This is a genomic window from Paramicrobacterium salitolerans (genome assembly GCF_051513965.1).
In the GTDB taxonomy this organism is placed as follows: Bacteria; Actinomycetota; Actinomycetes; order Actinomycetales; family Microbacteriaceae; genus Paramicrobacterium.
This window is the reverse complement of sequence record NZ_CP195847.1, coordinates 1,118,760-1,131,416: the sequence shown is the minus strand read 5'-3', so window position 1 is coordinate 1,131,416 and position 12,657 is coordinate 1,118,760. Positions and strand designations below refer to the sequence as shown.

The window sequence follows — 12,657 nt, the reverse complement described above, 5'->3', positions numbered from 1 at the left end:
CGGATCAGGCTACAGGGTTGCTGAGAATGCCGATATTCGAGATCTCCACCTCGACCGTATCGCCGCTCGCGAGGGGGCCGACTCCCGCCGGTGTTCCGGTGAGGATCACGTCGCCGGGAAGCAGCGTGAACACGGCCGATGCGTACTCGACGATGGTTCCCACCGAGTGGATCATGTCGGCCAGAGACCCGTTCTGACGCACCTCACCGTTCACGCGTGTCTCAATCGTGCCCTCGGTCGGTGTGAACTCCGTCTCGATCACAGGGCCCAGAGGACAGAATGTGTCGAATCCCTTCGCCCGCGTCCACTGAGGATCCTTTCGCTGGAGATCCCGTGCGGTCACATCGTTCGCTGCCGTGTAACCGAAGACGACGCTCGCGGCGTCTTTCGCGGGGACGTTGCGCGCAATGCTCCCGATCACGATCGCCAGCTCGCCCTCGTGCTCCACGCGATCCGAGAGCTCCGGCAGGACGATTGCGTCGTGCGGCCCAATCACAGAGGTGTTCGGTTTCAAGAACAGCAGCGGTTCGTCCGGGACCTCCCCGCCCATCTCCTTCGCATGGTCGTGATAGTTGCGCCCGACCGCGACGACCTTCGATCGCGGGATCACGGGAGCCAGCAGGGTCGCGTTCTCCAAGGGAACTCGCTCGCCCGTGGGGTTGTACCCCGCGAACATCGGGTCTCCGTCGAGAACGACGAGGTCTGTGCCGTCGAGTACGCCGTAGTTGATGGCGTTGTCGTGGCTGAACCGTGCGATCTTCACTCGAGGTCCTTTCGTCAGCTGTCGAGTCGGTAAAGCCAGCCGTGCCGATCCTCCGCACGACCATACTGAATATCCGTCAACTCCTGACGCAGCGACATCGTCACCTCACCCGCCGGAGCATCCGCCTCACCAAACGCAAAATCAGGCCCCTTCACCTGAGCAATCGGCGTAATCACAGCAGCAGTCCCACACGCGAACACCTCAGTGATCCGCCCAGACTCCACACCATCACGCCACTCATCCAACGTGAAATCACGCTCCTGAACCACAAGACCACGATCCCGCGCCAACTGAATCACACTATCCCGCGTCACACCCTCAAGAATGCTCCCCGACGTCGCCGGCGTCACCAACCTGTCCCCCATCACGAAGAACACATTCATGCCGCCCAGCTCATCAACATGACGACCCGACTCAGCATCCAAAAACAGAACCTGCGAACACCCATTCGCCGCCGCCTCCTCCTGAGGCAACAACGACGCCGCATAATTCCCACCACACTTCGCCGCACCAGTCCCCCCACGACCAGCACGCGAAAACTCCGTCGACAACCAAATCGACACCGGCGTCACACCACCCGAAAAATACGGACCAGCCGGAGACGCAATCACAAAATACGCGACAGTGTGCGCCGCACGAACACCGAGGAACGTCTCATTCGCGATCATGAACGGACGAAGATACAGACTCGCGTCGCCGTCGGAAGGAACCCAGGATTCATCGACCGCGATGATCTCCTTGAGCGATGCGAGGAAGTCCTCCACGGGAAGCTCCGGCAGCGCGAGACGCCGGGCCGAACGCTGGAGACGACGCGCGTTCATCTCGGGACGGAACGTCCACACCGAACCATCAGCGTGCCGATACGCCTTCAGCCCTTCGAAGACCTCCTGCGCATAGTGCAGAACGGCTGATCCGGGATCGAGCTGAAGCGGCCCGTACGGCTGCACACGCGCATCGTGCCAGCCCGCGTCGATCGTCCAGTCGATCGCGACCATGTGATCAGAGAAGTGGATGCCGAAGCCGGGGTTCGCGAGAACGGCATCGCGCTCCGCGTCACTGGCCGGGCGAGGGTTGAGTGTGCGCGCGAACTCGAGAGGCGCGGCGCCGGTGGCAGTGGTCATCAGTGTTCCTTGGGTGTCGATGCGGATTCGAGAGCCTCTCCATCGAGGCGTGCGGCGATGGCATCGCCGATCTCAGTCGTTGTTCGGGTCGCTCCCTCGCGCTCCGCGATGTCTGCCTCTACGGCAGCGGTCACCGCGGCGGCGCGCTCGGCCAGCCCGAAGTGCTCGAGCATGAGCGCGACGGAGAGGATGGCCGCCGTCGGGTCGGCCTTCTGCTGACCCGCGATATCGGGGGCAGAGCCGTGCACGGGTTCGAACATGCTGGGGAATGTGCCTTCGGGATTGATGTTGCCGGATGCCGAGAGGCCGATGCCGCCGCTGATGGCTCCCGCCAGATCGGTGAGGATGTCACCGAACAGGTTGTCCGTGACGATCACGTCGAAGCGGGCGGGATCGGTCACCATGAAGATCGTCGCCGCGTCGACGTGGAGATAGTCGACCGCCACATCGGGGAACTCCGCCGCGACGGCATCCACGGTCCGCTTCCAGAGCGACCCCGCGAAGACGAGCACGTTGGTCTTGTGCACGAGCGTGAGGCGCTTTCGACGCGATGCTGCCTTCGCGAAGGCGTAGCGGACCGCTCGCTCCACACCGTATGCGGTGTTCACCGACACCTCATTGGCGATCTCATTCGCCGTGCCCTGACGGATGCTGCCGCCGTTGCCGACGTACGGGCCCTCGGTCCCCTCGCGCACGACGACGAAGTCGACCTCGCCGGCCTCGCGCAGCGGACTGGGAACGCCGGGGTACACCCGAGTGGGCCGCAGATTCACATAGTGGTCGAGGCTGAAGCGCAGTCGGAGCAGGAGACCGCGCTCGATGTTGGCGTCTTTGAGGCGAGGGTCACCCGGGTGCCCTCCGACCGCCCCGAGCAGGATCGCGTCGGTTTCGGAGATCGCCGCGAGATCGGCATCCGTCAGCACATCGCCTGTCTCCAGATACCGAGCCGCTCCCAGAGAGAAGCGCTTCTTGGCCAGCGTGACCTCGCTGCCCTCGAGCGCCCGGTCGAGCACCTTCTCCGCTTCAGCGACAACCTCCGGGCCGATTCCATCTCCGGGGATGACGGCGAGTGACAGCGTGCGTGACATGTGGCTCCCAAGAAACGTGACGTCAATGTGCTCTCAAGCCTACCGCCGAGCATCACGGAAGCCGACCGCAGACGGCGCCTCAGCTGTCGAGTCGGTAAAGCCAGCCGTGCCGATCCTCCGCACGACCATACTGAATATCCGTCAACTCCTGACGCAGCGACATCGTCACCTCACCCGCCGGAGCATCCGCCTCACCAAACGCAAAATCAGGCCCCTTCACCTGAGCAATCGGCGTAATCACAGCAGCAGTCCCACACGCGAACACCTCAGTGATCCGCCCAGACTCCACACCATCACGCCACTCATCCAACGTGAAATCACGCTCCTGAACCACAAGACCACGATCCCGCGCCAACTGAATCACACTATCCCGCGTCACACCCTCAAGAATGCTCCCCGACGTCGCCGGCGTCACCAACCTGTCCCCCATCACGAAGAACACATTCATGCCGCCCAGCTCATCAACATGACGACCCGACTCAGCATCCAAAAACAGAACCTGCGAACACCCATTCGCCGCCGCCTCCTCCTGAGGCAACAACGACGCCGCATAATTCCCACCACACTTCGCCGCACCAGTCCCCCCACGACCAGCACGCGAAAACTCCGTCGACAACCAAATCGACACCGGCGTCACACCACCCGAAAAATACGGACCAGCCGGAGACGCAATCACAAAATACGCTGCGCGACAAGCAGGCCTCACCCCTAGGAAGGTTTCGTTGGCGATCATGAACGGACGCAGGTAGAGACTGTGCTCTCCGCCCGTCGGAATCCAGGCTGCGTCTGCCGCGACGATCTCCGACAGGGAGGCGAGGAAATCCTCGACCGGCAACTCTGGAAGTGCGAGACGCCGGGCCGAACGTTGGAAACGACGCGCGTTCATGTCCGGGCGGAACGTCCACACCGAACCATCAGCGTGCCGGTACGCCTTCAGCCCTTCGAAGATCTCCTGAGCGTAGTGGAGCACTGCCGAGGCCGGATCCATCTGCAGCGGACCGTACGGCTGCACGCGTGCATCGTGCCAGCCGGCATCCTCGGTCCAATCGATCGCGACCATGTGATCGGTGAAATGGCGGCCGAACCCGGGCTCGGCGAGAATCGCGTCGCGCTCCTCCGCCGAGAGCGGCGAGGATGAGGGCAGACGGGAGAATGCGGGTGCTGCTGCGGCGACCGTGAGTGTCATACAGATTCCTTGGAGGAGTGCGTGGGAGCAGAGCCCTCGCGCGACGTCGAATCCATTCTGGGAGGACGTGTCGCGACGGCGCGATGCGAGGTGAAGCCCGATCGTGCGGGGCCGAGAATCCGATTCGTGCGCTGAGTGAGTCTGCACTGTCGGCGTGATGCCGTCGATATGGTCGCCGGCGGCGTCACGAACCAATTTACCAGCGTCCGAACACGTACGGGAACGACGAGGGCGGCGGAGAAGGTTCTCCGCCGCCCTCGATCCTCAAGTGCCTTACTCGGTGATGTCGATCTCTCGGACGAAGCGAGCCTGTGTCGCCTCGGCGATCGCGTCGAGGACGCCGTCGGGTGCGGGCGAATCGATCGTGAGCACGCTGAGAGCCTCACCGCCTGCCTCGTGGCGCGAGATCTGCATATTCGCAATGTTGACGCCGGCCTCACCGAACTTCTGACCGTAGACGGCGACGATGCCGGGGCGATCCGCGTAAGAGAGAATCACGTGGTGCTTCTCGATCGGAACCTCGACCTCGTATCCGTTGATGCCGACGATCTTCTCGATCTGCTTCGTGCCGGTCAAGGTACCCGACACAGAGATCTGCGAGCCGTCGCTCAGCGCACCGCGGAGCGTGATGATGTTGCGATACTCGTCGCTGACGGCATCCACGATCTGTCGTACGTCGATGCCACGCTGCTCGGCGAGGAGCGGCGCGTTGACGTATGAGACCGTCTCGCTCACGACATTCGTGAAGATGCCCTTGAGCGCGGCGAGCTTGTAGACGCTGACGTCGTAGTCATTGAGCTCGCCGTGGACCTCAACGTCGACGCTCGTGAGCGGCGAGTGCGTGAGGCCGGAGAACACCTGTCCGAGCTTTTCGACGAGCGGGATGCCGGGACGAACGTACGGGTCGATGACACCTCCCGCGACGTTGACAGCGTCGGGCACGAGCTCGCCGCTCAGCGCGAGGCGCACAGACTTGGCGACGGAGACTCCGGCCTTCTCCTGTGCTTCTCCCGTGGACGCACCCAAGTGAGGCGTGACAGTGATGTTGTCGAGACCGAGCAGCGGCGATTCCGTGGGCGGCTCCGTCACGAAGACATCGAGCGCCGCTCCCGCGATCGTCTTCGCCGAGAGGGCCTCGAACAGGGCGCTTTCGTCGATGAGCCCACCGCGCGCGACGTTCACGATGAACGCGCTCGGCTTCATCTTCGCGAGCTGCTCGGTGCCGATCATTCCGGTCGTCTCCGGGGTCTTCGGCATGTGGATGGTAATGAAATCCGAGCGCTCAAGCAGCTCATCGAGGGTGACGAGCTGCACGCCGAGCTGCTGAGCGCGGGCGCTCGTGACGTACGGGTCGTACGCGATGACGGAGACGCCGAAGGCCTGGAGACGCGCCGTGATGAGAGCACCGATGCGACCGAGCCCGATGATGCCGACGGTCTTCTCGTAGAGCTCCACCCCCGTGTACGACGAACGCTTCCACGCACCGCCCTGGAGCGAGTCGTTCGCCGCCGGAATGTGACGGGCGAGGCTCAGAATGTGCCCGACCGTGAGTTCAGCCGCCGAGATGATGTTCGAGGTCGGCGCATTGACGACCATGATTCCCGCAGCAGTCGCGGCTTTGATGTCGACGTTGTCGAGGCCGACACCCGCGCGGGCGATCACCTTGAGATTAGGCGCGTGCGAGATGGCCTCAGCATCCATCTTCGTCGCCGAGCGGATCAGCACCGCATTGGCCTCGCTCAGGGCAGAGAACAGCGCCGAGCGGTCAGTGCCATCGGCCTTTCTGATCTCGAAGTCGGGCCCGAGGGCATCGACGGTTGCAGGTGAGAGCTCTTCAGCGATCAGCACGACCGGTTTTGACACAGGCATATCCTTACGGGTTCGGCGGATGGGACTTCGACGCCGCAACGGTGAGACGCAGATGCGAGACAGTTTAGTGGACAGGCAGAGCTGTGTGACGACGTGCTACGTCAGACGAGACTCACAAGACTCACATAGGTGGCCGCTGCGGCGGTCAAGCCGACGAGGTAGACCAGAATCCGCTTCGGGTAGCTCATCGACCGACCGACGACGACAGCGCCGACATAGCAGACGACGGGCATCACGACACCAGCGACGATCACGAACCAGCCGAAGCCCGACAGCACCCCTCCGAGAATCGAGGCCATTCCGATCAGATTGCCGACCGCCTGCCACAGGATCAGCGCGTAGAAGAATGCGAACACGATCGCGAGAGCAAGCTCCGGCCAGTCGCTGTAACGGCCGCGCGCGGTCGACTCAGTGGTCTCCTCCATCAGGCACCTCCCACGATGAACGCCCAGGGCACGAGAACGAGTGCGCCGACAACCAGCCAGATCACGCGCGCACGAGGCGCACGGCGTGCGAGCAGCAGGACGGAGACGAACCACAGCGGGGCGGCGATCACCGCGAACCAGTTCTCGATCTTCGTGAGGATGCCCGCGATGTCCGACGCCGCTGCGGCCGACGCTCTCACCGCTGTGATCGTCCATCCCACGGTGTAGAGGAGGTAGATTCCACCGAGGATCCCCAGCACGATGAGCATGACTGAGCCGGCCTGCCCTTGTGGCCCCGCGGGTCCAACGGTCTCAGCCGTCTCCGCAGACGTCGCCGCCGGACGCCCCGCGGGCTCCTGGGGATGCGATGTCGTCCCCTCAGGCACCGGGGTGTCGTGCGACGGCGCACCGTCTCCCGCCCTCAAGGTCGGGTCGTCATCCCCGGGCCACATCAGCGAGTCGTCGTCGCGGTCCCCACTCATGATCTCCAGCGTACCCGCCCCAGTGTCACAGCGATGTCATGGGGAGCGTTGCCCATGTTCACAAGATCGAGATGTCACTACGCTGATGGTCGCGAGAATCTGAGCGAAAGGATGCCTCATGGCAACGACCATCGACTATCTCATCTCCGGCGACCACGAACAGGCGAAGGCTGTGATCCGTGATGCCGCCAGTTCTCTCGGCTTCGACGTCGAGCCGGAACCGAGCGGGCGCTGGAGCATCGCTCGAGGCAGCAAGAAGCTCACCATGTTCCTCGGTGCGCTCGCGGGCAAGAACCAGCGCTTCGTCTTCGGAATGTACTTCTACGACCACGAGGGGAAGCTCATCGCGCGACTCCTGCGCGAGACGGGCTCTGGTGCGATGGGCGGCGCCATCGGCGTCGGTCGCGCCAGCAACGTCTTCGCCGAGCTCGATCAGGCGATCGGAAGTGCGCTCAGCGGCCGCGGCATCCTCGTCAGCGCCAATCGTCAGGACTGACTCTACCGCGCTGACCGAGACGAGAGCGGGCTCCGATGCATCTGCATCGGAGCCCGCTTCTCAGTGCGTCGAAGATTAGCGCGCGACGGAGCCGTCGGTGTAGTCGTCGTCGCTGGAGGCGTTCCATGCGAACAGCTTGCGCAGCTCACGGCCGGTGGCCTCAATGGGGTGGTCCTCGCCCTTCTTGCGGAGCTCGAGGAACTCCTTCTGACCGTTGTCCTGGTCAGCGATGAAGCGCTTCGCGAAAGTGCCGTCCTGGATGTCCGAGAGAACAGCCTTCATGTTGTCCTTCACGTGCGGGTCGATGACGCGCGGACCCGAGACGTAGTCGCCGTACTCGGCAGTGTCGGAGATGCTCCAGCGCTGCTTGGCGATGCCGCCCTCCCACATGAGGTCCACGATGAGCTTGAGCTCGTGGAGCACCTCGAAGTAGGCGATCTGCGGCTGGTAGCCAGCCTCGGTGAGCGTCTCGAAGCCATACTGCACGAGCTGCGACATTCCGCCGCACAGCACAGCCTGCTCGCCGAAGAGATCCGTCTCGGTCTCCTCGGTGAACGTGGTCTTGATGCCGCCCGCGCGGAGACCGCCGATGCCCTTCGCGTACGACCATGCGAGGTCCCACGCCGACCCGGACGCGTCCTTCTCGACGGCGACGATCACGGGAACGCCACGGCCGGCCTCGAACTCGCGGCGCACCGTGTGGCCCGGTCCCTTCGGGGCGACCATGACCACGTCGACGCCCTCAGGCGCCTCAATGTAGCCGAAGCGGATGTTGAAGCCGTGGCCGAAGACGAGCGTCTTGCCATCCGCGAGCTGGTCCTTGATCGACTCGGCGTAGATGGTGCGCTGGTACTGGTCGGGAGTCAGAATGACGATGACGTCGGCCCATGCCGAGGCATCAGCGACGCTCTTGACCGTGAAGCCCTGCTCCTCGGCCTTGGCGATCGACTTCGAGCCTTCCTTCAGACCGATGACGACCTCAACGCCCGAGTCCCGCAGGTTGAGAGCGTGCGCGTGCCCCTGCGAGCCGTAGCCGATGACGGCGACTTTCTTACCCTGGATCAGGGACAGGTCGGCGTCCTGGTCGTAGACAATCTCAGTCACAGTATGTGTTCTCCTTCTGATTGAGGTATATGAACGGATGCTGTCAGTCAGCACTCCGGTTGGTCAGTTCTTGAAGACCCGCTCCGTGATGGACTTCGGGCCGCGGCCGATGGCGAGCAGACCCGACTGAGCGAGCTCCTTGATGCCGAACGGCTCGAGCACACGCAGCAGCGCACGCGTCTTGCCGGAGTCCCCCGTCACTTCGATGACGAGTGCATCCGTCGCCACATCGACCACGCGAGCTCGGAACAGGTTGACGGCCTCGAGCACCTGAGATCGGGTGACGTTGTCGACCTTCACCTTGATCAGCATGTGCTCCCGCTGCACGGACTGAGCGGGGTCGAGCTCGACGATCTTGATGACGTTCACCAGCTTGTTCAGCTGCTTCGTCACCTGCTCGAGCGGCTGCGACTCCACGTCGACGACCACCGTGATGCGCGAGAGCCCGGGGACCTCGCTCGCACCCACGGCGAGCGACTCGATGTTGAAGCCGCGGCGTGCGAAGAGACCCGCGACGCGAGTCAGAAGACCCGGCTTGTCCTCGACGAGAAGGCTCAGAACATGTTCAGTCATCGTCTCAGACCTCCTCATCGAATGCGGGGCTGTGGTCGCGTGCGTACTGCACGTAGCTGTTGCTCACACCCTGCGGGACCATGGGCCAGACCATGGCGTCCTTGCTCACGACGAAATCGATGACGACCGGTCGATCGTTCGTCTCCAGGGCCAGTTTGATGGCGTCGTCGACCTCTTCCTCCTTAGTCACTCTGATTCCGAGGCAGCCGTAGGCATCGGCGAGCTTCACGAAATCAGGAATGTGTACGGAGTCATGACCGGTGTCGAGTTCGGTGTTCGAGTACCGTCCGTCGTAGAACAGGGTCTGCCACTGTTTGACCATACCGAGTGACGAGTTGTTGATCACCGCGACCTTGATCGGGATGTTGTTGATCGCGCAGGTCGCGAGCTCCTGGTTGGTCATCTGGAAGCATCCGTCCCCGTCGATCGACCAGACCGGCCGGTCTGGCTGAGCGACTTTCGCGCCCATCGCTGCGGGGACCGAGTAGCCCATGGTTCCGGCGCCGCCCGAGTTAAGCCAGGCATTCGGGCGCTCGTACGCGATGAACTGAGCAGCCCACATCTGGTGCTGGCCGACACCGGCGACGTAGACGCCCTCCGGCCCGGTGAGCTCCCCGATGCGCTGGATGACATGCTGCGGAGCCAGCAGCCCGTCAGTCGTCGGCGTGTAGCCGAGCGGGAACTGGTCGCGCAGACCGTCGAGGTAGCGCCACCACTCGGCGTAGTCCGGCTCGGTGACGTGCGTCGCCTGACGGAATGCGGACGTGAGATCGACGATGACGTCTTTGGCATCGCCGACGATGGGGACGTCGGCGATGCGGATCTTCGAGATCTCCGCGGGATCGACGTCGACGTGAACGACCTTGGCGTTGGGAGCGAACTCCGCGACCTTGCCGGTGACGCGGTCATCGAACCTCGCACCGAGCGAGACGATCAGGTCAGAGTCCTGCAGCGCCAGCACCGCGGGGACGGTCCCGTGCATGCCCGGCATCCCGAGGTTCTGTCGGTGAGAGTCGGGGAACGCTCCACGGGCCATGAGCGTCGTCACGACCGGGGCGCCTGTTGCCTCCACAAGGCCGCGAAGCTCCTCCGACGCGCCAGCGCGAACGACACCGCCACCGACGTAGAAGACCGGCTTCTTGGCCTCGGCGAGCAGCTGCGCCGCGGCATGGATCTGCTTGCCGTGAGCCTTCGTGACGGGACGGTAGCCGGGCAGATCGATCTTCGGCGGCCACGCGAACGGCGCGCGCTCCTGTTGGGCATCCTTGGTAATGTCCACCAACACGGGACCGGGTCGCCCGGTCGAAGCGATGTGGTAGGCCGACGCGATCGCCGCGGGGACGTCCTCGGCCTTGCGGACGAGGAAGGAGTGCTTCGTGATCGGCATCGTGATTCCCACGATGTCGGCTTCCTGGAAGGCGTCTGTTCCCATCAGCGTGGAGAACACCTGCCCGGTGATCGCCAGCATCGGCACGGAGTCCATGTGAGCATCGGCGATCGCCGTTACCAGGTTCGTCGCCCCAGGACCCGACGTCGCGACGCAGACGCCGACCTTGCCGCTCGACGAGGCGTAGCCCTGAGCAGCATGCCCTGCTCCCTGCTCGTGGCGCACGAGGATGTGCCGGAGCTTCGAGGAGTCCATGAGGGGGTCGTAGACCGGGAGAATCGCTCCGCCCGGAATGCCGAAGATGTCGGTGACGCCGAGAAGCTCGAGCGTGCGGACGACAGCCTCAGCTCCGGTGAGCTGCTCCGTCTGGGTTCCCTGTGAGGGCGGCGGTGCCGGTGTCGGCGGGGTCATATGGGGGTCAGGTGACATAGATGCGATTCCTTGATGATCGTCGAAATGGAGGAGCTATCCAGTGACGGCGCCCTCTGAGGCAGAGCGCACGAGCTTGGAGTACTTTGCGAGAACACCGCGGGTGTAGCGGGGAGGGAGCGGTGCCCAACCTTCTCGGCGGGCCGCAAGCTCATCAGCGTCGACCAGTAGATCGAGGGAGCGAGCTGCGATATCGACCCGTATCAGATCACCATCGCGCACGAAAGCGATGGGACCTGCGTCCACCGCTTCGGGAGCTATATGGCCGATGCACAGGCCGGTTGTGCCACCTGAGAATCGACCGTCCGTCAATAGTAGTACATCTTTTCCGAGACCCGCGCCCTTGATGGCACCCGTGATCGCGAGCATTTCGCGCATCCCCGGGCCTCCCTTGGGGCCTTCGTAGCGGATGATGACGACGTCTCCTGCGCCGATCTTCCCCTCCGTCAGGGCATCCATCGCAGCGCGCTCGCGCTCGAACACGCGAGCCGGTCCCTCGAACACGGCGAAGTCGAACCCGGCGGTCTTGACGACCGCGCCCTCCGGAGCGAGCGTTCCCTTGAGAATCGTCAGTCCGCCCGTCGGGTGAATCGGGTTGTCGAGAGTGTGCAGGACCTCTCCGTCCAGCGGCTCCGGGGCGATCTCGGCGAGGTTCTCCGCGACGGTCTTTCCTGTGACTGTGAGGCAGTCGCCGTGCAGAAGACCCGCGTCGAGGAGCGCCTTCATCACAACGGGGACGCCGCCGTGTCGGTCGACATCGTTCATGACGTACTTGCCGAACGGCTTGAGGTCGCCGATGTGTGGCACCTTGTCGCCGATGCGGTTGAAATCGTCGATCGTCAGGTCGACCTCAGCCTCGTTCGCGATGGCCAGAAGGTGCAGAATCACGTTCGTCGAACCGCCGAAGGCCATGGCGACCGCGATCGCGTTCTCGAAGGCTTCCTTCGTGAGGATGTCGCGAGCTGTGATGCCCTTCTCGAGCATGCCGACGACGGCTTCACCGGACCGGTGAGCGTAGTAGTCGCGACGCCGATCTGCGGAGGGAGGCGCGGCGGAGCCGGGCAGGCTCATCCCGAGCGCCTCGGCGACCGAGGCCATCGTGTTGGCGGTGTACATTCCGCCGCACGCACCCTCGCCCGGAGCGATCGCACACTCGATCCGCTTGAGGTCCTCTTCGCTCATGGTGCCCGCGCGGCAGGCCCCAACGCCTTCGAACGAGTCGATGATCGTGACGTCCTTCTCCGTGCCGTCGGAGAGCTTGACCCAGCCCGGCGCGATCGTGCCGGCGTAGAGGAAGACGGATGCCAGGTCGAGACGCGCCGCGGCCATGAGCATCCCGGGAAGCGACTTGTCGCAACCGGCCAGAAGCACCGTGCCGTCGAGTCTCTCTGCCATGACGACCGTCTCGACCGAATCTGCGATGACCTCGCGCGAAACGAGCGAGAAGTGCATGCCCTCGTGCCCCATCGAGATCCCGTCGGAGACGGACACAGTGCCGAATTGAAGCGGGTAACCTCCGCCGGCGTGCACACCCTCTTTCGCGCCCTGTGCCAGGCGATCGAGCGAGAGATTGCACGGCGTGATCTCGTTCCATGACGATGCGATGCCGATCTGAGGCTTGTCCCAATCCTCATCGCCCATGCCAACAGCACGGAGCATTCCGCGGCTCGTCGTCGCTTCGATGCCGTGGGTGACCACACGGCTGCGCGGTTTCAGGTCTGTCTCTGACATGAT

At 63.8% G+C, this 12,657-nt stretch carries 12 protein-coding genes; 1 reads left to right on the top strand and 11 read right to left on the bottom strand.

The window, feature by feature from the left end; all coding sequences use genetic code 11:
• Positions 1 to 4: 4 nt before the first annotated feature.
• The 7 genes from ACSAGD_RS05340 to ACSAGD_RS05310 all read right to left on the bottom strand — a co-directional run bounded on the left by ACSAGD_RS05340 (position 5) and on the right by ACSAGD_RS05310 (position 6,934).
• Complete coding sequence (locus ACSAGD_RS05340) at positions 5 to 763, bottom strand: fumarylacetoacetate hydrolase family protein (protein ID WP_437584689.1); 759 nt, start codon at positions 761 to 763, stop codon at positions 5 to 7.
• Between the two features lie 14 nt (positions 764 to 777).
• Positions 778 to 1,887 (bottom strand): branched-chain amino acid aminotransferase, encoded by a 1,110-nt coding sequence (locus tag ACSAGD_RS05335; RefSeq protein WP_437585112.1) that lies wholly within the window; start codon positions 1,885 to 1,887, stop codon positions 778 to 780.
• A complete protein-coding gene (locus ACSAGD_RS05330) occupies positions 1,884 to 2,972 on the bottom strand; it encodes a 3-isopropylmalate dehydrogenase (RefSeq protein ID WP_437584688.1) in 1,089 nt (362 codons plus the stop codon). The genes ACSAGD_RS05335 and ACSAGD_RS05330 overlap by 4 nt, the downstream gene beginning before the upstream one ends.
• Before the next feature lie 79 nt (positions 2,973 to 3,051).
• A complete protein-coding gene (locus ACSAGD_RS05325) occupies positions 3,052 to 4,158 on the bottom strand; it encodes a branched-chain amino acid aminotransferase (RefSeq protein ID WP_437584687.1) in 1,107 nt (368 codons plus the stop codon).
• 273 nt (positions 4,159 to 4,431) lie between these two features.
• The gene (gene serA, locus ACSAGD_RS05320) at positions 4,432 to 6,021 is read right to left on the bottom strand and encodes a phosphoglycerate dehydrogenase (RefSeq protein ID WP_437584686.1); all 1,590 of its coding nucleotides are present in this window, start codon (positions 6,019 to 6,021) and stop codon (positions 4,432 to 4,434) included.
• A 107-nt stretch (positions 6,022 to 6,128) separates the two neighbouring features.
• Positions 6,129 to 6,452 (bottom strand): hypothetical protein, encoded by a 324-nt coding sequence (locus ACSAGD_RS05315; RefSeq protein ID WP_437584685.1) that lies wholly within the window; start codon positions 6,450 to 6,452, stop codon positions 6,129 to 6,131.
• Positions 6,452 to 6,934: a hypothetical protein gene (locus ACSAGD_RS05310; RefSeq protein WP_437584684.1), complete on the bottom strand. Its 483-nt coding sequence runs from the start codon at positions 6,932 to 6,934 to the stop codon at positions 6,452 to 6,454. Before ACSAGD_RS05310 ends, ACSAGD_RS05315 begins: the two co-directional genes overlap by 1 nt.
• 118 nt (positions 6,935 to 7,052) lie before the next feature.
• Here ACSAGD_RS05310 and ACSAGD_RS05305 point away from each other — a divergent pair, with 118 nt between their 5' ends.
• The gene (locus ACSAGD_RS05305; protein ID WP_437584683.1) at positions 7,053 to 7,430 is read left to right on the top strand and encodes a hypothetical protein; all 378 of its coding nucleotides are present in this window, start codon (positions 7,053 to 7,055) and stop codon (positions 7,428 to 7,430) included.
• A 75-nt stretch (positions 7,431 to 7,505) separates the two neighbouring features.
• Here ACSAGD_RS05305 and ilvC read toward each other — a convergent pair whose 3' ends face one another.
• The 4 genes from ilvC to ilvD form a co-directional block, all read right to left on the bottom strand.
• Entirely contained in the window at positions 7,506 to 8,534 is a 1,029-nt protein-coding gene (gene ilvC, locus ACSAGD_RS05300; RefSeq protein WP_437584682.1) for a ketol-acid reductoisomerase, read from the bottom strand.
• 63 nt (positions 8,535 to 8,597) lie between these two features.
• Positions 8,598 to 9,107, bottom strand: a complete 510-nt coding sequence (gene ilvN, locus ACSAGD_RS05295; protein WP_437584681.1) for an acetolactate synthase small subunit — start codon at positions 9,105 to 9,107, stop codon at positions 8,598 to 8,600.
• A 4-nt stretch (positions 9,108 to 9,111) separates the two neighbouring features.
• Entirely contained in the window at positions 9,112 to 10,923 is a 1,812-nt protein-coding gene (locus tag ACSAGD_RS05290) for an acetolactate synthase large subunit (RefSeq protein ID WP_437584680.1), read from the bottom strand.
• A 36-nt stretch (positions 10,924 to 10,959) separates the two neighbouring features.
• Entirely contained in the window at positions 10,960 to 12,654 is a 1,695-nt protein-coding gene (gene ilvD / locus ACSAGD_RS05285; protein ID WP_437584679.1) for a dihydroxy-acid dehydratase, read from the bottom strand.
• Positions 12,655 to 12,657 lie beyond the last annotated feature (3 nt).